Source organism: Pedobacter frigoris (genome assembly GCF_005116445.1).
Lineage (GTDB): Bacteria > Bacteroidota > Bacteroidia > Sphingobacteriales > Sphingobacteriaceae > Pedobacter > Pedobacter frigoris.
The window spans coordinates 89,768-114,655 of the sequence record NZ_SWBQ01000005.1 but is presented as its reverse complement, the minus strand read 5'-3'; the positions used below and the strand labels follow the sequence as shown (position 1 = coordinate 114,655).

Annotated in this window: 21 protein-coding genes and 2 tRNA genes; 8 read left to right on the top strand and 15 right to left on the bottom strand. The window is 39.3% G+C overall.

Going from position 1 to position 24,888, the window contains the following annotated elements:
- Positions 1-479 precede the first annotated feature (479 nt).
- From FA047_RS16590 to FA047_RS16545, 11 genes are all read right to left on the bottom strand, one after another.
- Positions 480-1,856 (bottom strand): TlpA family protein disulfide reductase, encoded by a 1,377-nt coding sequence (locus FA047_RS16590; protein WP_136837210.1) that lies wholly within the window; start codon positions 1,854-1,856, stop codon positions 480-482.
- Positions 1,857-1,922: 66 nt separating this feature from the next.
- On the bottom strand, positions 1,923-3,359 hold the full coding sequence (locus tag FA047_RS16585) for a TlpA family protein disulfide reductase (protein WP_136837209.1): 1,437 nt from the start codon (positions 3,357-3,359) through the stop codon (positions 1,923-1,925).
- 11 nt (positions 3,360-3,370) lie between these two features.
- The gene (locus FA047_RS16580) at positions 3,371-4,813 is read right to left on the bottom strand and encodes a RagB/SusD family nutrient uptake outer membrane protein (protein WP_169304438.1); all 1,443 of its coding nucleotides are present in this window, start codon (positions 4,811-4,813) and stop codon (positions 3,371-3,373) included.
- 20 nt (positions 4,814-4,833) lie between these two features.
- On the bottom strand, positions 4,834-8,037 hold the full coding sequence (locus tag FA047_RS16575; RefSeq protein ID WP_169304437.1) for a SusC/RagA family TonB-linked outer membrane protein: 3,204 nt from the start codon (positions 8,035-8,037) through the stop codon (positions 4,834-4,836).
- 343 nt (positions 8,038-8,380) lie between these two features.
- Positions 8,381-9,568, bottom strand: a complete 1,188-nt coding sequence (locus tag FA047_RS16570; protein WP_136837206.1) for a FecR family protein — start codon at positions 9,566-9,568, stop codon at positions 8,381-8,383.
- Positions 9,569-9,662: 94 nt separating this feature from the next.
- Positions 9,663-10,265, bottom strand: coding sequence for an RNA polymerase sigma-70 factor (locus tag FA047_RS16565; RefSeq protein WP_136837205.1), 603 nt, complete (start codon positions 10,263-10,265; stop codon positions 9,663-9,665).
- A gap of 124 nt (positions 10,266-10,389) precedes the next feature.
- Complete coding sequence (gene mobC / locus FA047_RS16560; RefSeq protein ID WP_136837204.1) at positions 10,390-12,468, bottom strand: conjugal transfer protein MobC; 2,079 nt, start codon at positions 12,466-12,468, stop codon at positions 10,390-10,392.
- Between the two features lie 12 nt (positions 12,469-12,480).
- Positions 12,481-13,743 carry a relaxase/mobilization nuclease domain-containing protein gene (locus FA047_RS16555; protein WP_136837203.1) on the bottom strand — a complete coding sequence of 421 codons (1,263 nt, stop codon included), beginning with the start codon at positions 13,741-13,743 and terminating at the stop codon, positions 12,481-12,483.
- The gene (mobC, locus tag FA047_RS16550) at positions 13,725-14,135 is read right to left on the bottom strand and encodes a plasmid mobilization relaxosome protein MobC (RefSeq protein WP_136837202.1); all 411 of its coding nucleotides are present in this window, start codon (positions 14,133-14,135) and stop codon (positions 13,725-13,727) included. The genes FA047_RS16555 and mobC (FA047_RS16550) overlap by 19 nt, the downstream gene beginning before the upstream one ends.
- On the bottom strand, positions 14,135-14,311 hold the full coding sequence (locus FA047_RS20575; RefSeq protein ID WP_169304436.1) for a hypothetical protein: 177 nt from the start codon (positions 14,309-14,311) through the stop codon (positions 14,135-14,137). The genes mobC (FA047_RS16550) and FA047_RS20575 overlap by 1 nt, the downstream gene beginning before the upstream one ends.
- A gap of 12 nt (positions 14,312-14,323) precedes the next feature.
- Positions 14,324-14,503 (bottom strand): hypothetical protein, encoded by a 180-nt coding sequence (locus tag FA047_RS16545; RefSeq protein WP_136837201.1) that lies wholly within the window; start codon positions 14,501-14,503, stop codon positions 14,324-14,326.
- Between the two features lie 141 nt (positions 14,504-14,644).
- Between FA047_RS16545 and FA047_RS16540 the strand changes: the two genes are divergently transcribed.
- Positions 14,645-15,556, top strand: a complete 912-nt coding sequence (locus FA047_RS16540; RefSeq protein WP_136837200.1) for an RteC domain-containing protein — start codon at positions 14,645-14,647, stop codon at positions 15,554-15,556.
- A gap of 19 nt (positions 15,557-15,575) precedes the next feature.
- Here the strand turns inward: FA047_RS16540 and FA047_RS16535 are convergent, their stop codons facing one another.
- Entirely contained in the window at positions 15,576-16,334 is a 759-nt protein-coding gene (locus FA047_RS16535; protein ID WP_136837199.1) for a hypothetical protein, read from the bottom strand.
- Between the two features lie 142 nt (positions 16,335-16,476).
- Between FA047_RS16535 and FA047_RS20570 the strand changes: the two genes are divergently transcribed.
- Together FA047_RS20570 and FA047_RS16530 are read left to right on the top strand one after the other, a co-directional pair.
- Positions 16,477-16,638 carry a hypothetical protein gene (locus FA047_RS20570; protein ID WP_169304435.1) on the top strand — a complete coding sequence of 54 codons (162 nt, stop codon included), beginning with the start codon at positions 16,477-16,479 and terminating at the stop codon, positions 16,636-16,638.
- Positions 16,639-16,651: 13 nt separating this feature from the next.
- Positions 16,652-18,211 (top strand): recombinase family protein, encoded by a 1,560-nt coding sequence (locus tag FA047_RS16530; RefSeq protein ID WP_136837455.1) that lies wholly within the window; start codon positions 16,652-16,654, stop codon positions 18,209-18,211.
- Here FA047_RS16530 and FA047_RS16525 read toward each other — a convergent pair.
- Both FA047_RS16525 and FA047_RS16520 read right to left on the bottom strand, forming a co-directional pair.
- A tRNA-Glu gene (locus FA047_RS16525) sits at positions 18,174-18,245 on the bottom strand. The genes FA047_RS16530 and FA047_RS16525 overlap by 38 nt on opposite strands.
- 39 nt (positions 18,246-18,284) lie before the next feature.
- Positions 18,285-18,360 (bottom strand) — tRNA-Met (locus FA047_RS16520).
- 111 nt (positions 18,361-18,471) lie between these two features.
- Here FA047_RS16520 and era point away from each other — a divergent pair.
- Together era and der are read left to right on the top strand one after the other, a co-directional pair.
- Entirely contained in the window at positions 18,472-19,350 is an 879-nt protein-coding gene (gene era, locus FA047_RS16515; RefSeq protein ID WP_136837198.1) for a GTPase Era, read from the top strand.
- Between the two features lie 47 nt (positions 19,351-19,397).
- Positions 19,398-20,699 (top strand): ribosome biogenesis GTPase Der, encoded by a 1,302-nt coding sequence (gene der / locus FA047_RS16510; RefSeq protein ID WP_136837197.1) that lies wholly within the window; start codon positions 19,398-19,400, stop codon positions 20,697-20,699.
- An 18-nt stretch (positions 20,700-20,717) separates the two neighbouring features.
- Here the strand turns inward: der and FA047_RS16505 are convergent, their stop codons facing one another.
- A complete protein-coding gene (locus tag FA047_RS16505) occupies positions 20,718-22,292 on the bottom strand; it encodes a S41 family peptidase (protein WP_136837196.1) in 1,575 nt (524 codons plus the stop codon).
- A 290-nt stretch (positions 22,293-22,582) separates the two neighbouring features.
- On the opposite strand from FA047_RS16505, the gene murQ reads away from it, so the two are divergent.
- Genes murQ through FA047_RS16490 form a run of 3 tightly spaced genes read left to right on the top strand, consistent with a single transcriptional unit; the run spans position 22,583 to position 24,790 of the window.
- Positions 22,583-23,401, top strand: a complete 819-nt coding sequence (gene murQ, locus FA047_RS16500; protein WP_136837195.1) for an N-acetylmuramic acid 6-phosphate etherase — start codon at positions 22,583-22,585, stop codon at positions 23,399-23,401.
- A gap of 17 nt (positions 23,402-23,418) precedes the next feature.
- Positions 23,419-23,988 (top strand): hypothetical protein, encoded by a 570-nt coding sequence (locus tag FA047_RS16495; protein ID WP_136837194.1) that lies wholly within the window; start codon positions 23,419-23,421, stop codon positions 23,986-23,988.
- A 49-nt stretch (positions 23,989-24,037) separates the two neighbouring features.
- On the top strand, positions 24,038-24,790 hold the full coding sequence (locus FA047_RS16490; protein WP_136837193.1) for a Bax inhibitor-1/YccA family protein: 753 nt from the start codon (positions 24,038-24,040) through the stop codon (positions 24,788-24,790).
- The last annotated feature ends 98 nt before the right edge of the window (positions 24,791-24,888 follow it).

Below are 24,888 nucleotides of genomic sequence, written 5' to 3'. Positions count from 1 at the left end.
CATACCATGAAACCCAAACTGTACATTGAGATCCTGTATTTAATATAGCACAATCATCGTCGGTCATGTTATCAATATAACACCATGACTCCGGGTCATATGGATTGGGAAAACTGCACCTTTTCAACATTAGTTTAGGTTCTTTGACCGTCGGCTTAAATGCAAAAGCAGAGATCACTGACAATACACAAATGCATGCAAGAAAGAAATTTTTGACTTTCATAACTTTATAAAATTTAGAAATTATTGTCATCCACTAAAGGGGGGATGACTTGCCCTACTACTGCAGTAATATTCTATTGAGTTGATCAATGGGTTAGCATCAGGAAATCAAATTGTCTTTATACGTAATTTAAATTTAAAACATCCTTTTAGAAGAATTTCTGGATTTCCTATTGTTCTCGCAATGAGAAATTATTACTGTAACGTTTAGTTTTTGATCCACTGTTCTAATCTTAATCAGATTAATTCTTTTTAGCTTAACGATAAGAAATTACAACACATTCCATTTCTTTTTTATCCAGTTTAAGGCTGAAACCATTTCTTTCCAGGTCGACTTGGATATCCGAAAACGAAGTTCCCCAAACTTCAATATCCACATTTTCTGAAATCCCGGTTTCGTTAATGATTGGAATTGCAGAATCTAACCCTAGACTACCCCTACATGCATAGTAAATATATTCTATAAGCGTTTTAACCGGATAGTTAACTAGTTTTATCCCAGCCCATGATCCTTTTAACTTTTCGTATTTTTGCGATCCGCCGAAAGTAATGATTGACTTTTTACCTTTACTTTTGTATGATAACCGATAACAAGGCATCATTCTTTTCTCTGTTCTTACATTATAACCAAAATTGCTGTTTAACTCATACAAAATCCTCGATTGCAATGCCGGATTGTCTTTTGGATCAGCAAGATTCATTTTCTTATTAACGTGCTTCACCGGATAAATAAAACTATAGCTGTAATATTTTTGAAGCTTTACAGCTGTATAGAAATCCGCGGAATCTTTTAGTGACAAAATGGGGTTTGAATAACAGTTTTCATACAATTGTTTGTCTCCAATATCCCAGTACCCAACACCCCACATTGCAAATTTGTAGAGTACAGTTAGCGGCACGTCAATTATTTCCATCCTGCCAGGCTTAAATATTAACCTATAGGGAGGGGTTAAATCACTATGTGGCACAATGATAGATCTGAAAACAAAGTTAGAATCGTTTCCCCCATTGTCAGCTACCAACAGTGGCTTATTCGCATCGAATTTCACATATGCCTTATTCCTATTAACCTTTGAATTTACATCAACTCCTTCTGTTTTTTTTTCGCCATGCATAATTGCATCTAAATATTCCGGGGTTAGGGTCGAAATCCTGGCCCGGAGAATTCCATCAGGATCAATGATGAAAATATCTGGCAATCGTCTTACGTTTAATAGAGTTTCTAATTTATCATCATATGCAATGGTCAAATTTACTCCGAATGATTTAACCATCCTGGCGTAGATATCTTTCATGGATTTTACGCTGGAATACTTTGAATTGGCATAGGTGCCGACCATAATGATTTTGGCTTTCTCTTTAAATTGTTCCTGAATTTTAGTCATTTTAGGCATGCTCCTGATGCAACTCCCGCACCACTCACTCCAGAAATCAAGCACCATCCACTTTCCTTTGTAAGTACCGCCATCTATTTTGGGTTTTTCAGAATTATCAAGTTCCTCAAACTCATATTCAGGAAATTTTTCTCCAATTACTGGGTCTTTTCCGATGTTAACAGATTGTGCTGCGACGTCACTTTGTAAATATGTCAAATAGACCAGTATGACCATTAGCCATTTTAGTATTTTTTTCATGATATAAGTTGAATAGTAATTTATTTAAAGAGTAGGTTGAGAATTTTAATGGTCGTTCCTGATAGATCAATCAAATTTTTTAGATCCCGCATCGCTGATAACCAAAACCTTCATATCTTTTTCCCCTTCAACTAGATCTAAGCCATTTTTTCTAAGACTTCTTCTAATTTCCTCGAGATTTCCACCTTGAAGTTCTATATCAATATTATAATCAATATTGGTTTCATCAACAAAAGGCATTCTAATATTAAAGCCGGGAACGCCGAAAAAATATTCGATTAATATACTGATCGGGCTGTTTTGGATATTTATTCCTTTATATCTACCTAGGCTAATACGCTTCGTTTCCCCACCTTTAGTCTGTATTTTATCCCTTATATCATTATGAGCAACTAATCTATAATAAGGTTTCCTCCGCTGTTCTATAGAAACATTATATCCGAAAGCTACTTTAAGTGCATCTTGCATATTTTTCATTAAATCTGGCCGATTTCTAATTAACCAAGGCTGAGGGTCGTAAATATCCTTTTGGTAGATCTTGGGATACCATAAACTATAGGTGTATAGATTATCCAATTTATATTGCGAAATAAATTTTGAGGAATCTGTTATTGCCAGAATTGGGTCCAACCAGTATTCATTATGAAGGGAAAGCGCAGCTGGATCGTTATCCTGTTTCCAAGTTTGCATATGCCAGTAGTGACGCCCAAAATATGCAAGTCTATATAACTCAACTAAAGGCCAATTGATAAACTCTAATCGTCCATTTCCTTCCGTTCTACCGCCATTAAGAAACTCCTTGCTATGTGGCAGGATTATGCTCCTATACAAGTACTTAGCTTTTGATGTATCGTTCATTGGCGATAGTAATGGATAATCCAGATCATTTCTAAGTATATTGTTTTGTCTTTCACTTCGATTTTTAAACTTTTTATCAAATTCTTCTTTACCTTTTATATTCATTACATTTAATAATTCCTCACTATTTCCATTCATGATTTGTTTAAGAACTGATAAATTAAAATCACCGCCAACCCTTGCTCTAAGAATCCCATTGGGATCTATCACAAAAATGTCTGGCATCCCGCCCACGTTCAACGTTTTAGAAAGAATGGTGTCGTAAGCGACGGTTAGATTCAAATTTTTTTCCTTTCGAACTTTTTCGAACAACTTCTTCGTTGCTTTTAAATCATCGGATGTTCTGTTATTATAGAACTTACCAACCATTACAATTTGAACCTGATCTTGTAATTCGGATTGCATCTTGCTCATTTTTGGCATGCTGCTGATACACGTTCCACACCATACGCTCCAATAATCTAGAACCAACCATTTTCCACGAAAATCTTTTGTGCTAAATGTTTTTTGTTTAAAATGATCTGTGTCCAAGAATGTATAATCCGGAAAAGATTCTCCGATCTTGATACCTCCCTGAGCATAGCTCAGAGAGGTAACAGATATGTAAAAAATAGTAACAATAAGTAGTTTCAACGTGTGTTTCATCTGTTTAAGTTTTATTGATTTATATACCCTGGGTTCTGCTTAAGATTTGGATTGTTTTGGATATCGCTAAACGGAATTGGCCATAGTAGTTTATGACTGCTCCAAACAGTCCCCTTTTCAATTGCTGCGGCAGTCATAATGCCATTTGCACTTTCGTTTCTTTTTATATCCAGCCATCGATGGCCCCATTCCGTAAATAGTTCAACCCGTCTTTCTTGGAAGATTGCGGAAATAAGGTTGAGCTGGCTGATCGTAGGATTTGTTTCTGCGATCGGTAATAACCCGGATCTTTTACGGATTATATCATGGTCAGCGATTGCCAGATCAAGTTTGTTTTGCGAAGCCCTTGCTTCAGCTCTAATTAGGTATTGTTCCGCTAAGCGCAAGGGTGTGGCGTATTCTGGGGGAGCCGAAGAAGTTATATTTACTTTCATTTTGAAGGGATAGACATAACTAACATTTGGTGTAACAGACATATCTTTAAATTCCTTTGTCCAGTTTGCTTTACGTAGATCACCAATTTCAAAACTCGACAGTAGTGATGTGCTAAGAGTTGCATTTCTAGTTAGACCACTTGCTGGCTTTGCCGTGAGTATGAAGTTTGACGCCTCCAAATTTGATCCTATACCTGCGTTTGAAAGAGGTACAGCAATCTGCCATATGGCTTCCTTGCTTGTTTTCAAAAATACGTTAGCAAAAGAATCCATCTGATAAACACTGCTTGAAATTAACTCTGTGGCTTTTATCTCAGCGTTTGTATAGTCTTTCATATAAAGGTACACCCTTGCCAATAATGCCTTTGCTACCATTTTGTTTGGGCGGACACGCTCTATTGATGTAGAGACGGAGTTTCCAGCAACGTAGTTTTCATTGAGCAATGCTTCAGCATCCTTAAGATCTGATACAATTTGCTTGTAGACCATGGTAGGATCAGCGGCATGCGCGGAATTATTTGCGGTATAATCTGTACTAGTTACAACTGGAATATTTCCATAAAGGTTCAGCAAATAAAAATGCCAGAATGCCCGTATAAATTTGGCTTCTGCGATGAGTTGTTGCTTCACTACTGGAGTAAGCGATTGTGATGCCTCACAGCCTTCGTAAACCGCATTTGCCTGATAAATATGATTGAAACCTACCGCCCATATATTTGGCGACACATCATTTAAAGGTTTAACGCTATTAGTATATACTTGCACTAAAGAAACAGTTGAAGAATAACTTTTAAGTTCATCTCCATAGAAACCTGTCAGCAAAGCAATATTATAAGGCATATTTCCAATTTGATGCATACGTGCATAAATCGAGGTTAGAGCCGAAATTGCAGATTGATCATTCACAAATACATTGGCTGTGACTACTTTATCATTAGGCACACCTACATCTGTCAATTCCTTACACCCTTGAGCGATCATCACAAGGAGACTGAAGTATAATATGATATATTTTTTCATAATAATGAGGTTATAAATGGTTAGAGCATAAACTGCAATCCTAACGTTGCAACTCGAAGCGGCGGCACTACATCCTGATAGGCAATGCGTGATGTTTCTGGATCGAGACCCTGGAAATTGGTGATGGTTAACAGATTCTGGCATTGAATAAATACTTTTCCCAATCGCATAAATTTCCAGTCTTCACTGAACTTCCAAGACAAGGATACATTACGTAAACGGAGGTAGGAAGCATCAGCTAGCTGACTATCGCTAAAACGGTATAACAACATTTGGTTTGCGATTGGGGTTGTAAAATTCTGAGAGTAAGACTGAGGATAGTCTTCACCATTCAATATGGATTTCAGTTGATTTCCAGTTCCCCCACCATAAGCTCCTGGTAAATTATTAAATGGTGTAATGGCTCCTGTTTGCTTTGCAAAAGTTACAACTACATCCAGTTGCAGCCTCTTGTAAGTAACATTATTATTCCAGGCTCCGTAGAAATCCTGACCGATCTTAGATATTCGCAAATCTTGTGGGCTACTAATTAATCCATCCTTATTCACATCTTCAAAAGTAAATAGCTTCGTATTAGGGTCTACACCGGTGTACCTGTACAATTTTCTTATCTCTAAAGGCATTCCAACTTCATATCTGTTCGCATAGGTTCCTGAGCCCGCGAGGTTAGGATAGGCGACCAATTTTGAGCGTGGAAATGTGAGGTTAAGTGATGTATTCCAATTCAGTCCTCGTTTCTTCTGTAGATCAAAACTAACTTCCATTTCTACGCCACTATTCTGCAAAACCGCAGGAAGATTGGCTTGAATACTTTTAAAGCCTGTCACTTCTGATAAGCTATACCCAACAAGCTGATTGATAGTTCGGTTTCTATACCAGCTAGCCGTAATATTAATCTGCTCGTCCATCATTCCCACATCCATGCCAACCTCTAGTTTATTGACACGTTCCCATGCAAAGTAGGGATTGGTTAACTGGCTAGGAAATTGGGAAGGATTGCCCTGATAAGTAAAAGCATAACCAGTATAGGTACTCAAATATTGATAATCGACCAACTTATCATTTCCGGTTGTACCAAAGCTGGCCCGCAATTTTCCGGAGCTAAGAATTGGAAAGTTCTTAAAAAAATCTTCTTTCCCAAATAACCAGGCGGCGCCAACAGCACCGAAATTTCCAAATTGTTTGCCTGGACCGAATCTGCTGCTTCCATCACGCCTACCGGTCAAATTGATTACGTATTTTTGCTGATAACTGTACCCTATCCTCCCGTAAATAGCATTGTAGCGGTATTTAATAATGGGGTTCTCTGTTATTGACACAGCAGTTGCTACCAGTAGATTATTCATGACTTCATCATTTGCAAAACCGCTGGCATTTTGGGAGAGCCTTGAGTTAGTAGTTTCCTGGTATGTTCCACCTAAAATTGCATCAAACATACCCCCTTTTATATTAGTTGTATACGAGAGTTGAGGTTCAAGTACATAAGTCTGCAAATTACTTGTACTCAGGTTGTATGTTCTTTTTAACCTGATTTGTTCGACAGTAAACCCTTCAGTATTGAACGATGGTGTAGGCTGCTTGTGTGTCTGATCAAATTTTACTGAATTAAAGCCAAGTCCTGTTTTAAAAAAGAGCCCTTTAACTGGCTGGAACGAAAGTTTAGCATTTGTATTCAAATTACTTGAGGCTTCCCGATTCTGCTCTACTGCTGTGATTAACGGATTTACCCAAGTATAGTTTGCAAAATTCAATCCGCCTGATTCTGTATAAACGTCCGGCGAGTTGGGCGCAAGGAAAATGAAACGAGCGAGGTCAGTGCCAGGTAATCTGGAGATGTTATTTGCATAGAGCCCTGAAAAATCAAGTTTCAGTCTGTTGTTCTTTGATGTATGAGCAAAAGCAGCAGAGCCAGAAGCCCTTTGTGTATAAAAATCTCCTGGAAATACTGTTCCTTCTTTATGAAAACCTCCCGCAAATCTAAAACTCGTTTGCTGACTACCACCAGAGAAAGCCAACTGCGCATCATTTACTTTGGCTGTTCCACCAATCAATAATTCCTGCCAATCGGTATACTTGTCCAATGCAAAAGTCCCGTTCAAATCATAATCCGAGGGCCCTGGCGTGGCATTATCATTTTTGAATGCCTCTCTCCGAATGCCGAGATATTCTTGGGTGTTTAGTAACGGTCTAGTTCTGGTCACATTTCCTACTCCACTGTACACATTAACATCTACAGTTGTAGACCCAGATTGGCCACGCTTAGTATTGATAATGATCACCCCGTTTGCACCCCTGCTTCCATAGATAGCGGTGGCATCTGCATCTTTCAAAACCTGAATACTTTCTATATCCGCGGGATTGATAGCGGCGAAAGGACTGGAAACAGACGATGCTCCCACAGTAACTCTAGTAGAGTTAAGGGGAGTGGAATTAAAGGGAACTCCATCAACTATGTAAAGTGGTTCATTTCCGTTACCCAAGCTGTTTTGACCCCTTAGCCTCACGGTAAACTCTCGACCGCCCACACCGCTGTTCTGTTGGATGAAGAGGCCAGGTACATTGCCTTGTATCGCTGACAATATATCTGTAATAGGTTGTCGAGCGATAGCATCCGATTTCACTTCGCTGACATTACCAGTATTTAGTTCTTTAGTAGTTGTATAATATCCCTTATTAATAGTCACTTCTTCTAAATCTGAAGTGGCAACATCTAACCGAATTATTCCTAAATTTTTGGAACTCTTAATTTCTTTAGTTACATACCCCAAATAAGAAATCTCCAGCACGGTATTCTCCTCCACCTTCTGCAAGAGAAATTCTCCATCCTGATTGGAAGTCGTCACCTTATTGGTTCCCTTTACTTTGACATTAGCACCAGCTAATCCCTTCCCGGTCTCATCTACCACTTTCCCCGATACATCAATTTCTTGAAATCGGGCAACCAGGTTTTCAAAAAACGAAGGATTTTCTTTTCTTTTTATGGAAATGATTTTCCCATCGATTTTATAAGTGATATTAAGATTCTTGAATGTTGCTGTTAACGCCTCTTCGAGACTAACATCGGAGAGCGCTACACTAACTTTTTGATCTTTGGATATGACTTTGCTATCTGCATATATGTCATAGCCACTTTGCTTTCTGATTTCTTTAAGGACAGAAGAAAGCGGCGCATTTTGTTGATTAATGGTAATTCGCTGGCCGAACGTTGCTGCGCTGACCTGCATAAGGGATGCTATTAATATAACGGTGGTTAATCGCATAATTAGCAATATTTTATGGTATAGCCGTTTGGGTATACCTGATTTCTTGGTATAATTTTTATACATTTACGTAAAGTTTGGTTCTGTGCAGTTTTGCCTCCGGCTGTCGAAATCTGTTGGCGTTCTGCGGTTAAACGGTTGATATTTTATTAATTGTCCAAACACAAACCAGGGGTGCTTCACTTCTGGTTTGTTCTTATGTTAGCATTGCTGTCGTTGAATTCTTCTCATCTCCCGTGTGATTTTTAGGTGAATAAATCTGTTAATACGCTTGTCAACATAGGGAGATATATTTTTATAATCCTGATCATTTTGATACATACAGTTTCCTTCCTTCAATTTTAAAATGTACCTGACCAGAATTTTCGATTGCTTTAAGCACATTAGATAGACTTTTTTCCCTTGAAACCCAACCTAGGGACTCGATATCGTTTGGTACGCCTTCATCGTAGATGACTTCCACGTTATACCATCGGGAGACCTTTCTCATTACAGATTTAAAGTCAGCACGTTCAAAATTGAAATCTCCATCTTTCCAATCCGTTATATTGTCAATATTGACCTTGGCGATTTTAATCGTTGCGCCATTATTGACAGCTTGTTCACCGGGCTTGATGATTTGTTTCTGGTCACCAGAGGTAACTTTCACAGAGCCTTCCAACAAAGTAGTTGCCACTGCAGGTTCATCATTATAGCTATTGATGTTAAAGTGTGTGCCCAAAACTTCTACTTCCTGCCCGGCTGTTTTCACGATAAATGGATGTGCTTTGTCTTTAGCAATTTCAAAATACCCTTCACCGGAAAGCTCTACACGTCTGTCTTTAAGTTTTGCAAAGGATGCCGGATATTTTAGTGTTGAAGCTGCATTTAACCAAACGGAAGAGCCATCAGGCAAACGCACCTGATAGGTCTCTCCGTTATCGGTGGTTAAAATATTGATTTTATCAGATACAGTGTTTTCATTTTTAATTTCATAGATCAGTTGCCCGTTGGCTGTCTTGGTAATTATTACGCCTGCTTCTTTAGCCAGTTCACCATTGGCAGCATCAGTCAATCTGATTTTTTTACCGTTAGCTAAAGTCAGTGTTGCACCTTGTTTTCCAGGAGCAACGTCATTCATATAGGCAGACTGTTGATCTGGATTTTCTTTAGCCGGATTTTTCAGGAACCAGATTCCGGCAGAAATGATAATGGTAGCTACCGCAGCGGCTATGCCAACTTTCCCATAACCAAATTTCCTCCTTCTTACCGGAACTTCTTCTTCAATAGCGGAAACATCATCTTTAACCTTCACAAAAACAGCATCCCATCTTTCCTTCTCATAGGGATTTAGCGGGTCTGTTTCCATAAGCTCCGAATCCAAAGAAGAAAGTATCTCTTCGTCGCTCTTTTCCTGACCAATCTGATCGAACAATTCACGGATTTCCTCCGGCGAGGCGGTACCCTGCAAATGCTTTTGAAAAAGTGATTTAATACGGGATTGATCGATATTCATTTTCTTGATTTTTGGTTGTGCGCTACTTCCTGCTTTAAGGGATGTGATCCATTTAAGGCAAACAAGGACTACTCAAAAAAAAATAAAAATGCAACTATCTGTTATTCAGTAAGAAAAAAATCGAAGCCGATAGCATACTCGCCCTGTTTTCAAGGAAACCCCGCACATGTTTCAGCGCATGAACCATTTGATTTTTAACGGTATTTTTAGAAATATTTAATCGCTCGGCTATCTCTTCATGTGATAAACCTTCATTACGGCTCAACTCCCAGATCAGCTTCCGCTGACCCGGCAGTCCGGCAACTGCCAACTCGATAATTTCCGCACTTTCCCGAAATATAACCCGCTCTTCGGTATCGTTGCTGAATGTAGGGCTTGTCGAAGTTAACCTATCCAATAGCCTTGTATCATTTGCGATCTTTTTTAAATATTTCAGGGTTTTGTTCTTCGCTATGTTAAAGAGATAAGCTGTAGGATGTTCTACCTGGGCGAGCAAATGCCTGTTGATCCAAAGCTGCACAAAAATATCCTGAATGATTTCTTCAGTGATTTCGGGAAATTTAACGGTCTTTTGAACAAATGGAGCCAGACGCTTATTGTAATGATGATAAATAATCTCAAAAGCTTTCTCGTCACCATTTGCAAGACCTGCAAACAGTTCAGCCTCATTGATCAGTTTATGAATCATTTTTGCCATAATAAAGTTAGTCCCCTGGGTATCTTAACATTAAATTTACCCAGAATTTCCGCTAATATTAAATTTTTATTTGAGAATTGTTAAGAAACGGAGAATTAAATGCGCTTTAACGTCCTCCTTGAAATTAAAGCGAAAGACTTTTCTTCTCTCTTTTTGGCGTTTTCCGGTGCTTAGGCGATACTTTTTTCTCCACTTGCCTGGGCGACTCATTCGCTGTAGGCTGTCCCTGATTTTCTTTTTCTTTTTTTGCCTCTTGTTCGGTCACCGCTGGCAAAATTTTCGCAAGTTCCCCTGCAATCAAATCCTGAATGTCTGCCTTGATCTTTCTATAATTCTCTTGAATTTCTTCATCGGTTACGGCTCTGATCTTTGGTAAAGGTTTGTATAGATCTTCTTCTGCTTTAATTGCCGCATGATCGTTAATGATCTCCGCATGAAACATTTTAAGCTCAATCTTCTGATCCGGATTATCGGCCACCATACCGACAAACTGCCCTGACGATAAGGAAGCGATCTTACTGGCAGGTATCGCAGAATCTAATTGTGTGGATTTACTTAAAGAGGTGTCACTGCTGTTGATGCTCAGGCTTTGCCTGTCCTGCACAATTTTACCAAAGGTTTCTGATAGCTTTTTTGCACTGTCTCCGGTTACCTGCCCGCTGATGATGTTACCCGATATGCCTGCAATGATATTGGCCTGCTCTGCACCGTATTCTTTTTTTACCTGCTCTATGGACTGGATACCAATCGTACAGCTGACTAAATTGCTTCTGGCAGTAGTGATCGTGGGTACCAAATCGGCAACTAAAGTGGGGTATTCATCGAATATCAGGCTGCATTTGAGTTTATCCTTTTGATTGACCAGTTTTAGAATACGGTTTACATATAATGATAGCACTGCTCCATAAGTTTGCAATTTCTGCGGATTGTTGCCTAAACATACAATCTTAGGCGCATCTGGATTATTGATGTCAAGGGTAAAATCATTACCGCTCAGCACATAATAGAGTTTAGGTGACACCAATCTTGCCATACTGATCTTTGCACTTCCGATCTGTCCTTCGAGTTGTCCCCATTCTTCTTTTTCCCATGCTGAAATGAAAGGATTGAGCAGGGCTTGTATCTCCTGCTCATCATTGAGCACAGTAAACAGGCGCTTATAGTCAGTCATCATCAATTCAATGGTATGTGGCAAAGTGCAGTATTTTCCGTCCTGATACTTTCTTAAGTACCAGATCAGGGCTGTTAAAAAGCTAATGGCAGATTCTACGAAAAAATCACCCTGCTTTTTCAACCACTCGCGATTTAGCCCAAGCATAATTGTTCTAGCCGATTCAGTAGCATCAGTAATGTCTGTCATACCTTGTGGCTCTAAAGGATTACATCTGTGCATCAGATCGTCAAAATTGATGACGTAAAACGAGGGCTTTATTTTATAGTTCTTTGCATATTTTAACAACTTGTTATAGGTCATTGTGCTTAAATCGCTATACTTGAAATCATACACCAGCATGGAAAACCCTTTCTTTAGGTGCTGGTCGATGACGTGGCGAATATAAAAATACGTTTTCCCAGCACCAGCAGAGCCAGACAGTAACGTACTTCTGAACGGGTTGATAATATTGATCCAGCCATTCCTGACGTTTCCTTTTAAGTGGTATTTGGTTGGCAGGTTGATACTATATTCATTTTCCAGCAGCCGTTCTTCCTGTGGAAACGTTTCATTGTCTTTGTTAAAGGTATCCCCGCTTAAATTGACTTGCAATAAACGGGAAAGCAGATTGCCACCCGCTAACATCAGCAGGTAACCGAAACTTGTGCTGCCGATATAAAGCAAGGCAATTGTTTCAGGCGTAGTATTCAGCCCTAAAAAGAAATGGCTGATGCTGTATAGTAATGAACCTGTTATCAGGTAGGTTATAATCGTTTGCTTCCTGATTTTTTCATCCTTTTTTCCTTTTGCCGCAATCAGGGAAACAATCAATAAAAGCAGTGCTGCTGATTTGGATAGCAGTTCTGTTCTAAATACGGCCATTGCGCTGATTTTCTCTAAAATATTGTCTGTAAGTTCTGCCGTTAATTGCCAGCCCTGGAATGCGGCATAACAAAAGATGTAAAAATGGATGGCAAGAATGACAAGGCTCAGCAGCCTTGTAAAGTCTGCGATCTTGCGCAATGCCTGTATGTTTTCTCCTGTCTGCATAGTAAATTGGATTTAAATTGTGAGTTTCTTTCTTTTCTTTTTCTTCGGGATTTGACCGGACTGATCGTATTGGTCTTTCATCAGCATATCCAGTAAAGAGTGTTTACTGGAAGAGAATTTTATAGCCTCCTGTTTTGATTCTTTACTGTCAATTATTTTCGTTGACTTTTGGGTCTTTCCCATTGACCTTTGTAAAGGACGGCTTGCCTTTTGTAAAATATCCTGCTTATTAATTCCGCTTAAAATTGTCTTTGCGCTGTATGCTTTATCCAGATCGCTACCATTGAAAATGGTCTTATTTTTATGGTCCACGAAGGTGATTCCGTAGGCCTGACCATTTACACCGATCCTGAAAATTGCAGCAATGCCCTGGGCTTTCAGTGCTGCACTAAAAGCCGCCTGATCCACTGGTTTTGCAGACAAGACTTTATGTATTGACTGCTTCAACTGTGGTTTAAACTGTATCCGGCTCTGTTCATGTTTTGGAAATTGCTTTTCCAACCAGGGTAATGTTGGTTTGGTATATAGGGAACTTGATTTGATGGGTACGCCGATCTTGTCACCTTTTTGATCCAGCAGGGTGTAAATCAGTCCTCTTTTCTGGAACATTTGGCTGCTTTCAATCCCACGGTCTGCAATCACGTTAAACTGTTTCAACACTGCATTCAGTTCGGCAAGCGAAGTAAATTTGTAAGAACCAATAACCGCATTAACCGTGTTACTGATCGCTCGTTTGGTAGGCAACTTACCATAAACGACTTTCTCCACATCAATCGCTTTAATACCTGGCTCTGGTTTGTATTGCTTGCTTTGCGCCTTAACCAGTTTAAACTCTTCCTCTATTTCCTTCCTTGCTTTTTCCGACTGGTTAGCGCCAATATTATGCAGGTCTATCCGATCGCCGTTTGCCCTAATATTAGTGGTCACCAAATGAATGTGGTCGTGGCCTGCGTCATTGTGCCTATAAGCAATAAATGGCTGGTCACCAAAACCGATTCTGTCCATATAAGTTACCGCTATTTTTTGCAGCGTTTCATCTGTAAGCTTTTCGGCAGCATCAAAGTTTAACGAGATATGTAGCGTATTGGTCTTAACACTAGGCTTCATCATAAGCAGGTTTTCAAATCGATGGAGTTTCTGGTGAAAATTCATCCGCTCTATGTCCCCGGCAAATCCGCTGGCAAGAATCAGCTCGGCCTTTCCTTCCAGCACCTTGTTTTCATTGTAGTGCAGTGCACCCCTCAAACTCTTTCCAGTTATGATCTTGGCAACCATTTTTCAGCAAGCTTGTTGATCAGGATTAATAAAGTGTCCGTTTTAGCTTCTACCTTTTCATAAAGCTTGGTCACTTTGGTGACCTGCACCATTTGTGGGGTTTCCCGTTTGTCGCTGTGAAATGCCTTGGTAATCTGGTTGATATTAATGCCGATTGCCCGCAGTTCTTTACGGATCAGTGCCAGTTCCTCCATTGTGGAATTAAGGGTAATGTCTTTATAAAAAAGGGTAATCTTTTCTTTGCTCAGGATCTTTCTTGCAGCCTCGCCAACAGTATGACAATCGCTGCTTCTAGCGATCTTTTCCAGTCTTTTAAATGCGGCTTCGGTTAACCTGATCCTCAGCACGCGGCTCAATATTTTTCCGGGATCGGCTGATTTTTTCCTGGGCATTAGTTTAATCTTTTTGTCTTTCCAGAAGGGGCAAGTTCCGCAGCCCCTTCATTCCCTGCGGGAGCAGGCAAAGAAGTTTCCGTAGACGGAAATACATCTTTGCTGCACCCAAAACGGGGGCTGCGCGATCTCAAAATTCCTTCGGGAACTTGGTTAAGTACTAAACATTTCATCATGGGATCGGGGAGTTATCGGAAAAGATTTTGCTCATCTTTGAGTTGTCTTTGTTCTTCTTCCATCGGGAGCATGGAACGTAAAAGCTGCCGGATTTTCTGCCGTTCCGGTCTGATTTTTTTCTTTAGCTGCACCTCTTTGTAAGCAAGCTTATCGGGCTTGGTATCTTTGCTTAATTTTACATTTAATCTCATGGCAATTATTATTTCTGCCAAAGATTGATGTTGAATTTTTCGGGCATTCCCACGTTGGGAATGAATGGGGTTTTAAATTTTGCGATTGCAATCACAGGGTTTTTAGGAGATTATTGTATAAATTAGTACCACACTTATTGTATGGAAGAACTGAAATCATTTTGCCAGGATCTAATTAACCGAATGGACGGCGAACTGTTTAATATTCGGCTAGAGCATCCAAAATCTGATCAATGGGCGCAAGCCTCTGTTCCGTGTATTGATTTTTATCTGGATGAACTCAAATCGTTTATCTTGCAACATCCTTTCAAAAAGAGATCGGAAGAAATCTATTTATTTAAGTATGTGAAACCTGTTGTCATGGGCAGGCTCATTTTTATGTGTGAGGTTTATAATACTGAGGTATTTCGCCCTGCTCACCATACCCCAGAGGATAAAGAATATCTGATTGATGAAGTAGATGAAATTGAGGATTTTTTCAGGCGCAATGACCATTTGTATGATTACTATAAACAAGATTTAGATACATTGGACACGAAGTATTTTGTCCGAAATGTAGAAGATCGGTTTGCCAAACGTGATCTTGCCATAGATATTGATCCTGTTTTCTTTTATAGTGATCGTTCTTTTTCAACTGGCTTCGATTATGCTTTTGCCAAAATCAGAGCAATGGAACTTTTGAAAGATCATATTGACAATGAATTTGAAGCCTCTGTGATCTCTGGCAATGATGTTCCTAAAACCAAGCTGACGTTTACCGGCAGCCCTGCCGATTTTTTGGAAGTGGTGCAAATGATAAAACAAGTTGGTATGCCGCCCAATCCCGAAACAGGTTTGCCCTATAGCGATGAAGAACTATTTGAAAAGCTTAAAGGCGGGCTGGAAACTCCGTTTTCGGACGGTATTGATTTCAATACCTTAAAACTCATTAGCGGCAATAGTGACCTTCCCGAAAAAATGCTTGATGCACTGGATAAACTACATGATAAATGGGATGAAGAGGACAGGGATATTGACTATGATAATCCTGATGGGGACAAACCGGAAAAATAGTATGCTTAGTATTTGTATGTCAGTGCCGAATGCTCAAAATGCTTCTTTGCAATTCAATTCCGGGGTTATATTTCTCTATAAGGGCTTCCACAATTAAACTATGTTCATCTAACTGTTTCGGGCCTAGCAATATTTTCATTTGGCCAAAAGCATCCTCACTAATTGGCACGTCAATATGTTTTGACTTCATTCTGCTTTCAAAATTAAATTTCTCAGTTTCTGTACGTTTAAAACCACCCCTGGGATATACAATAATTCTATATCTGACTTCAGATTGAAAATCCCAACAATTTTGCTTGAATTTACCTATCCTGGCAGACCAGATAGTTTTACCTTGTTCAGAGGTTGGTTCAACCAAATTTGGCTTTAATAGTGCAATATCATCCGTGTATTCAACCTTTACAAGATAATGCTCACCCTGATGGAATATGTAACCATTATCAAAATGTAGGTAATTTACGATGGTGCTTCTTGCGAATGGTATATTACTTACAACTTCATTTGGCAAATCCTCAAATGAATAGTGGGTAAACGGATACTTCGGAAGTGCGATTCTCACTCCTGACATATCTTTTGCATACATATTCCAGATCGGTATACTTTCTATATCCTGATCAGTCCAACAACTGACGAATACAAATTGACGATATTCATCTACATCATTAGTTAATCCCTCATTTAGGTCATCAACTGTATCAAGTGCCTTGAAGCGTAAAGTTCTGTGCTTTAGTATGAGTGCAAGATTCTCAACAGAAGTGTAATGGTAAAAATATTCCAACTAATTTATTTTAATAAATGATTTAGGCTAGATCTTCTTTCAGTAGTATAAAGATATGCAAAATCCCCTTATCGTCCCTTCTTGGGAGTGCCTCTTATATAGTCCTCGCATTTTTGATTTTAAACCCCTTGTAAGTCCGCCTATGGAAATAGAACATTATAACCTCGATATGATTAAGCCAGAAATTGCTATCGAAATACTTGCTAAAAACGGCATCATTGTGACCAGAGAAGAAGCAAAAAAAGTCTTGGAATTGTTATATTTTTTAGTTAAATTGTCTGTAAATCAAATAGTTAACAAATGAAAAATAGTAACCTATGAAAACAGCCGATTTATATATCCGTGTAAGCACGGATGAACAAGCCGACAAAGGATATTCGCAGCGTGACCAGGAAGAACGTTTAAGAAAGTACTGCGATATTAATTGTATCGCTATAAACAAAGTAGTTTTTGAGGATCATTCCGCAAAAACTTTTAACCGTCCGCAATGGATCAAGCTTTTAGCTGATATTAAACGGTCAAAAGGCCAGCGGAATTTAATCCTCTTTACTAAATGGGATCGCTTTAGCAGAAACACAGGGGATGCCTACGGCATGATTGCCATATTAAGAAAGTACGGAGTTGAGCCACAGGGTGTAGAGCAACCGCTTGACTTATCTGTCCCTGAAAACAAGATGATGCTTGCCTTTTACCTTGCTGCTCCCGAAGTGGAAAACGACCGCAGGGCGTTAAATACTTTTAACGGTATGCGCAGGGCAAAAAAAGAAGGCCGCTGGATGTCTACCGCTCCGACTGGTTATAAAAATTTCATTACACTGGATGGCAGAAAATATATTGCTCCTAATGAACCTAAAGCCAGTTTAATGAGATGGGTGTTTAAGGAAATTGCCAAAGACAACTATGCCGCTGATCAAATCCGCAAAATGGCAAACGAAAAGGGCTTGCAGTGTCCTCGTATGAACTTTTATCGTTTAGTAAGAAACCCTGTTTATTGTGGTAAGATCATGATACCCCAACATAAGGACGAAGATTTTAAAGTTGTGGATGGTCAACATGATGCGTTAATTTCCGAAGCATTGTTTTATGACGTACAGGATGTTTTGAATGGCAGGAAAAGAAAAAAAGCCGCTAAAGTTGTTTCTTTGGATAGCTTGCCGCTTAGGGGTTTGATACTTTGTCCTAATTGTCACCGAATGCTAACAGGCAGCAAATCCAAGGGAAAAAACAAACACTACTATTATTATCACTGTGTTAATGAATGTGGGACACGGTTTAACGCTCTTGAAGCTAATGACCTGTTTCTTGACCAATTAAAGGAGTTTACAATTAATCCCTCTGCGATTGAATTGGTAACCGCAGTAATAACCTCTGTCTACAAAAGTCGAACACTTAACGATTTCAATGATAAAAAGCTGATTTTGGCGGACATAGAAAAGCAAAACGTGAAAATGAGCAGAGCCAGAACACTTTTATTAGATGGAGATATTGAACCTTCCGACTTTAAGGCCATAAAAGCGGACTGCGAAGCCTTAATAAGCCGTTTAGAAGCCCGTATGGGCAACTTACAAGATAAGCCACTTGTGAAAATTGGAGTTGATAAACTTGTTGATAAGGTCATTACATGCCTGTTAAAGCTTGATAAGCTATATATCAATGCGGAGGTAGATGATAAACGCCGCATTGTTTGCGCTTTATACCCTGAAAAATTGCAGTTTGACGGATCAACTTATCGAACACCCCGACCTAATGGCGTAATAGAGGTTATTGCACTGATTAACAGCCAATTAGAAGGTATAAAAAAAGGGAAAGAAGCTCAATTTGAACCTCTTTCCCTTATCGTAGCCCGTAGGGGAATCGAACCCCTGTTTCCAGAATGAAAATCTGGCGTCCTCACCCCTAGACGAACGGGCCATTTAAGATTGCCTCAGTCTTTAACAACTGCGAACCTTTTGGTAGCGGGGACCAGACTCGAACTGATGACCTTCGGGTTATGAGCCCGACGAGCTACCAACTGCTCCACCCCGCACTATATACAATTCTTTAAGTTTCGTTATTTGTTTAACTCTTCTTCCGAATTGGAATGCAAAGATATAATTCGTTTCTTTGTGGTGCAAATTTATTTTAAAAAATATTTTCTATGTCACACAAAGCTGGTTTTGTTAGTATCATCGGTAAGCCAAATGTAGGCAAATCAACCCTTATGAATGCCCTGGTGGGCGAAAAGCTTTCTATCATTACTCCGAAAGCGCAGACCACACGTCATCGTATTCTGGGAATTGTTAACGAAGAAAGCTATCAAATTGTATTTTCCGACACTCCCGGCATCATAATTCCGCGTTACGGACTGCAGGATTCTATGATGAGTTCAGTAAAAGGCGCACTTACCGATGCTGATCTTATTCTCTTCGTAACAGATATTAACGAGCAGCATGATGAAAATGATGTACTTGAAAAAATTAGCAATACAACAATCCCAGTTATTGTACTGATCAATAAAATAGATAACGCAACACAGGAACAGGTAGACGAAAAAATTGCATACTGGCAGGAAAAGTTAAACCCGAAACACATATTTGCCATATCTGCCCTCCATCAGTATAATCTGGAAGGAATCATGACTACTGTTCTCGAATTCCTACCTGAGCATGACCCTTTTTATGATAAAGAAGATCTTACTGACCGCAACCAACGATTCTTTGTCTCGGAGATCATCAGGGAAAAAATCTTCACCAACTACCAGAAAGAAATTCCATATAGCACTGAAGTGATCATTACTTCGTTCAAAGAAGAAGAAAAAATCACACGCATCAGCGCTGAAATCATTGTAGAACGTGATTCTCAAAAAAACATCCTTATTGGAAAAGGAGGCGCTATGCTTAAGAAAGTTGGCACAGAATCACGCAAAGACATTGAGAAGTTCCTGGATCAGAAAGTCTTCCTTGAAACCTTTGTAAAGGTAATTCCTGATTGGCGTAGCAAAAAGAACTATTTAAAAAGTTTCGGGTACGAAAATTAAGCGTACCTTTGCAACCCCTTAATAATTAATACAATTCACAATAGACCATGAGTAACATTATCGCAATCGTCGGAAGACCAAACGTAGGCAAATCTACCCTCTTTAACCGCTTAACAGAAAGCCGTAAAGCCATCGTTGACGATTTTAGCGGAGTTACCCGTGATCGTCACTACGGATCGGCAGAGTGGACGAACAGACAGTTCACTGTAATTGATACTGGTGGTTATGTAGCCAATTCGGAGGACGTATTTGAAGCAGCAATTCGCGAACAGGTAATCATAGCAATTGAAGAAGCTACAGTTTTATTGTTTATGGTTGATGTAACCACAGGCATAACTGATCTGGATGATGAAATTGCACAATTACTAAGAAGAAGTAAAAAGCCAGTATTTACAGTAGTAAATAAAGTCGACAATACTCAATTACAAAATGAAGCATCTGTATTTTACGGTTTTGGTTTAGGTGAAATCTATGCCATATCTTCTATGACTGGCTCAGGAACAGGAGATCTGCTTGATGATGTGATTGAACATTTCGAAGATATTCCGGAAGACGAAAATGCACTACCTAAAATCACAATCGTCGGACGTCCCAATGTAGGTAAATCTTCCTTAATCAATGCTTTAATAGGTAAGGACAGAAATATTGTAACACCAATCGCCGGTACAACCCGCGATTCCATACACATTCATTACAACCAGTTTGGACACGAATTCATGTTTATTGACACAGCCGGACTGCGTAAAAAAACAAAGGTTAAGGAAAACATTGAGTTTTACTCCGTAATGCGTACCATCAAGGCCCTGGAAGAAGCAGATGTTGTAATTCTTATGATTGATGCTGTAGAAGGCTTGGAGTCTCAGGATGTAAACATTTTCCACCTTGCAGAGAAAAACAAAAAAGGTATCCTTATACTGGTTAACAAATGGGACCTGATCGAGAAAAACAGCAAAACTGTAAATGTATTTGAAGATCAGATTCGTCAAAAACTACAACCATTTACAGATGTCCCTATTATTTTCACTTCTGTGGTCAACAAACAACGTATTTTCCAGGCCATTGAAGGTGCATTAGAGGTATTCAAAAATAGAGGCAAAAAAATCCCTACATCTAAACTAAATGATGTAATGCTGCCTATCATTGAAAAATACCCACCACCCGCGTTGAAGGGTAAATACATCAAAATCAAATACATCACTCAGATCAATGGAACATCTCCAATGTTTGCTTTCTTCTGTAACCTGCCTCAATACATAAAAGAGCCATATAAACGCTTTATAGAAAACAAGCTTCGTGAAAACTTTGATTTTAGTGGAGTACCTATTCAGATTTACTTCAGACAAAAATAACAAGTAAAATAAATCAGGTTATTGCAGGCTGTTAATCGCCTGTTTCACCACAGCATCACTTAGGTTAAGCGCTTTATAATAACCCGCATCACCTAAGTGATATTTGCATAAAAGCACTTTCATATCATTCAAGATCACAGGTTTTGCCGTAGCAAGCTGCCTTGCATCAATGGCAATGCTCTGCGTCTGGATATATTTTAGAAAGTCCTTAAAATCAGCGTCACTCACATTAAAAGTAGTTAGATTCTGCTCAAGAAAACTGCCGGTATAGCGACTGGCAAGTATATCATATACAAAATCAAGCAGTACACGTTTAGATGAAAGTGTATTATAGAATTTATTATACCCGCTGGTATCTAGTTTTACATAGATATCAGGTTGAATTCCTCCGTGAAGAAATCTACCCTTCACGCTGTCTTTTTTAACAACCTTACCAGAAGTAAGTTCTCCATCATTAAACCTGCGCTCTAGTTCATTCTGATACGCCCTGTACCCTTCTTTATAAGATTTCTGAATACTTCTGCCTGAAGGCGTATAATACCTCGCAATGGTTAAGTTCAATGCTGATCCGTCACCAAATGGGAATTGCTCTTGCACAAGACCTTTTCCAAATGACCTGCGTCCGATAATGATGCCTCGCTTTAAATCCTGGACCGCTCCTGCCAGAATTTCACTTGCAGAGGCGGAATTTTCATTGATGAGCACAGCAAGCTTGCCATCTTCAAATTCACCGCCGCCGGTTGCAATGTAGTCAGTACGGGGCTCATGCTTACCCTGAGTATATACAATCAGTTTATTTTCCTGTAAAATCTGATTGGCTAAGCCTGTTGCAGCTGTGAGGTATCCCCCGCCATTGTCACGAAGATCAAGCACAAGTTTTTTCATACCTGCTGCTTTCAAATTTTTAACCGACTCTACAAAGTCTTTATCTGTTTCTGCTCCAAACTTACTAATACGTATATAACCCACATCCATGTTCAACATATATGAGGCATCAATACTGCTCACTTTTACCCTGTCCCGCTTAACCGTAAAAACTACAGCCTGCGCGTTCCCTGGGTGCATGATCGTCAGTTTCACAGGAGTCCCTTTTCGACCTTTGATTTTACCCATCATCTGTTCCCGCGGCAGAGACTTACCACTCACATACACCGTATCAATTTTAAGGATTTTATCTCCCTGTTTTATACCAGCTAAATATGCTGGACCGTCTTTAACTACATTAGTGACTAGCAACGTGTCTTTTAAAATATAATACTCGATACCTATACCCCCAAAATTACCGCCTAAATTCTCAGTAAGCTCATTTGCTTTTGCAGGAGGAAGATAAATGCTATGTGGATCAAGCTTGTGCAATAAGCTGTCGATAGGCAAATGATTTAAGGTATCTGCATTGATATCATCAACATAATTTCTGTTGATGATATGTATTATTTCATCCACTTTTTCTGCATTATTATCTGCCAGGTGGACACTCTTTTTAAATTCATACCCCTGGTCCTTTAAAAACTTGTATCCCAAGAACATTCCGCCGATTAGAGTAACAGAATATGTCAGGGCAATTAGGAGATTTATGCGGGTATTATTTTTCATTATTTCAGACATTGTAAAGTTATGAAATTACACTGTCATTTAAGTAATTAACCCCCAATCATTTTTATTGTTTAAGCTAATTTATTTTATGCCACCGTTCCAATCTCGGTTTTCATAAAAAAACACAATAATTTCAACCGTTTTTCGTCTATTACTTCGCGTTTAAAAAGAAAATCACCAATTTTAACAAACCATTACTAGCTTTACTTCTCCTAATGGAAAATAAAAAGATAGGTCTCAAGAGTTATCTGACAAACGAAGAAAATAATAATAAGGAAAAAAACAGAGCAATGATAAGAGTAACCGAGCAAGAGTCAAAGTATAACGACATAGATAAAATGTCTGTACTTGAAATTCTGGAGGGGATAAACAATGAAGATAAAACAGTTCCTCAGGCAGTTGAAAAGGCAATACCTCAGATAGAGAAACTGGCTTCTGCTGTTGCGGAAAGAATGACAAAAGGAGGAAGGTTATTTTATATTGGCGCTGGCACCAGCGGACGCCTGGCCATTGTTGATGCCTCTGAATGCCCTCCGACATTCGGGGTGCCCTTCGACTGGGTTGTAGGAATCATTGCAGGGGGAGATACTGCGATCAGAAGAGCGGTAGAAAATGCAGAAGATGACAATGAGCAGGCATGGATAGATCTGCAGGAGTTTAACATCAATGAAAAAGACTCGCTTGTAGGACTGGCAGCTTCCGGAACTACCCCATATGTTATTGGCGGACTAAATACAGCCCGTAAACATGGTGTTTTAACAGGTTGCATAGTATGCAATGAGGGTGGCCCTATTGCTGCCGAAAGTGACTTCCCTGTAGAAGTAGTCGTTGGTCCAGAATTCCTTACAGGCTCTACACGCATGAAGTCCGGAACTGCACAAAAACTGATTCTAAATATGCTCAGCACTGCGGTGATGATCAGGCTGGGCCGTGTAAAAGGTAACAAAATGGTAGACATGCAGTTGACAAACCATAAACTGGTAGACAGGGGTACTCAAATGGTAATGGACGCATTAAACATCGATCATGACCAGGCTGCCGATCTCCTGATCCATTATGGAAGTGTCCGAAAAGCTGTGGAAGCAACAAATCGTAATTCGTCAATCTAAAATCGTAAACCCAGATCATGCACGAAATAGAGCCCTTTTATCTGTGGCGAGACGATTATATCGCGGCAGAAGATGAACGTTCACCTTTTTACAACACTGAATATTCTGAGTTCTACTTCGACAAGCAGCTCTATAACTTCCTAATCCATCCTCAATGGGACGACTTTGGTTCAAACACCATGTATATCAAAGTGTTATTTGCGGATTACGACAGGAACTATGCCATCATCGAATTTATCGGAGAATGGAATGACGCCATAAACAATGACATTATGCTCTTGAAAAGAGAGATCATAGAACTCATGATGGATGAAGGCATCAACAAATTTATTCTCATTGGAGAAAACATACTTAATTTCCACTCCTCAGAAGACAGTTACTACGAAGAATGGTTTCAGGAAGTAGAGGATGGCTGGATAACAGGCATCAATTTCCAGGAACATGTAATCAATGAATTCAGAAACAGCAATATAGATTATTACATCAATTTTGGCGGTCAGCTTGACGATTTGGCATGGAGAACATTAAAACCCCTGCAGTTTTTCAAGAAAGTTGAAGAAATCCTGACAAAAAGGCTTGGGGCATAGCTTTTGCATGATTGAAACAATTCGTACCTTTAAAATAAATTTAAAACAAATGGATAATAACAATAATTACGATTGGGCACAAAAATCAGTTTTTGTGGAGAACCAAACTGGAGTAGTTGCCAAGAAATTCTTTGCTAACGTATTCTTATGGATGTTCGTAGCATTGAGCTTGTCAACTTTAGCGGCATTGTTTATTTCAAATTCTGAAATAGCATTGAGACAATTGATCAATTTCGAAACAGGACAGAGAACAGTACTGGGTTATGTAGCGATGTTTGCTCCGTTAGCACTCGTATTGGTGATGGGTACCGGCTTTAGCAAACTTTCTTACGGAGCGCTATTGGGCGTTTTCGTTTTATTTTCTATTTTACTGGGAGTTAGCTTAAGTTTCATTTTGCTGATTTACACAGCAGGATCTATTGTAGCTTGTTTTGCTGCAGCTGCAGGTATATTTGGCATAATGGCTTTTCTGGGTTACACTACAGATGTCGACCTCACCAAATTTGGACCGATCTTAATGGTAGGTGTAGCAGGGCTCTTTATCGCTAGTTTAGTGAACCTGTTCATTGGAAGTGAGACTTTGAGCTATGTGATGAGTTTCATTGGAGTTGCCGTATTTACAGCCTTAACTGCATATGATGTTCAAAAATTAAAAAATATCGGCGCAGGCATTGAAGCAAATGGAGACGGGGTGATTTCAGCAGACGCCAAAAAATTAGCAATAATGGGTGCATTGAACTTATATCTTGACTTCATTAATATCTTCCTGTTCTTATTAAGGATATTTGGAAGCAGAAGATAAAAACTTTAACTCAATTTAAAAGGGTGCCCCAAAGGCACCCTTTTTTAGTTTTCCCAATATTTGTCATCACATAATACGCTTTATTCGGCCAATAACAA

Coding starts and splice junctions, on each gene's coding strand:
- FA047_RS20570 (WP_169304435.1), top strand. CDS start 16,477: ATGGAAATAGAACATTATAACCTCGATATGATTAAGCCAGAAATTGCT.
- FA047_RS16490 (WP_136837193.1), top strand. CDS start 24,038: ATGGATAATAACAATAATTACGATTGGGCACAAAAATCAGTTTTTGTG.
- FA047_RS16570 (WP_136837206.1), bottom strand. CDS start 9,568: ATGAATATCGATCAATCCCGTATTAAATCACTTTTTCAAAAGCATTTG.
- FA047_RS20575 (WP_169304436.1), bottom strand. CDS start 14,311: ATGATGAAATGTTTAGTACTTAACCAAGTTCCCGAAGGAATTTTGAGA.
- era (WP_136837198.1), top strand. CDS start 18,472: ATGTCACACAAAGCTGGTTTTGTTAGTATCATCGGTAAGCCAAATGTA.
- FA047_RS16530 (WP_136837455.1), top strand. CDS start 16,652: ATGAAAACAGCCGATTTATATATCCGTGTAAGCACGGATGAACAAGCC.
- FA047_RS16495 (WP_136837194.1), top strand. CDS start 23,419: ATGCACGAAATAGAGCCCTTTTATCTGTGGCGAGACGATTATATCGCG.
- mobC (WP_136837202.1), bottom strand. CDS start 14,135: ATGCCCAGGAAAAAATCAGCCGATCCCGGAAAAATATTGAGCCGCGTG.
- FA047_RS16540 (WP_136837200.1), top strand. CDS start 14,645: ATGGAAGAACTGAAATCATTTTGCCAGGATCTAATTAACCGAATGGAC.
- FA047_RS16585 (WP_136837209.1), bottom strand. CDS start 3,359: ATGAAACACACGTTGAAACTACTTATTGTTACTATTTTTTACATATCT.
- FA047_RS16575 (WP_169304437.1), bottom strand. CDS start 8,037: ATGCAGGTCAGCGCAGCAACGTTCGGCCAGCGAATTACCATTAATCAA.
- FA047_RS16580 (WP_169304438.1), bottom strand. CDS start 4,813: ATGAAAAAATATATCATATTATACTTCAGTCTCCTTGTGATGATCGCT.
- FA047_RS16545 (WP_136837201.1), bottom strand. CDS start 14,503: ATGAGATTAAATGTAAAATTAAGCAAAGATACCAAGCCCGATAAGCTT.
- mobC (WP_136837204.1), bottom strand. CDS start 12,468: ATGCAGACAGGAGAAAACATACAGGCATTGCGCAAGATCGCAGACTTT.
- FA047_RS16505 (WP_136837196.1), bottom strand. CDS start 22,292: ATGAAAAATAATACCCGCATAAATCTCCTAATTGCCCTGACATATTCT.
- FA047_RS16555 (WP_136837203.1), bottom strand. CDS start 13,743: ATGGTTGCCAAGATCATAACTGGAAAGAGTTTGAGGGGTGCACTGCAC.
- der (WP_136837197.1), top strand. CDS start 19,398: ATGAGTAACATTATCGCAATCGTCGGAAGACCAAACGTAGGCAAATCT.
- murQ (WP_136837195.1), top strand. CDS start 22,583: ATGATAAGAGTAACCGAGCAAGAGTCAAAGTATAACGACATAGATAAA.
- FA047_RS16565 (WP_136837205.1), bottom strand. CDS start 10,265: ATGGCAAAAATGATTCATAAACTGATCAATGAGGCTGAACTGTTTGCA.
- FA047_RS16590 (WP_136837210.1), bottom strand. CDS start 1,856: ATGAAAAAAATACTAAAATGGCTAATGGTCATACTGGTCTATTTGACA.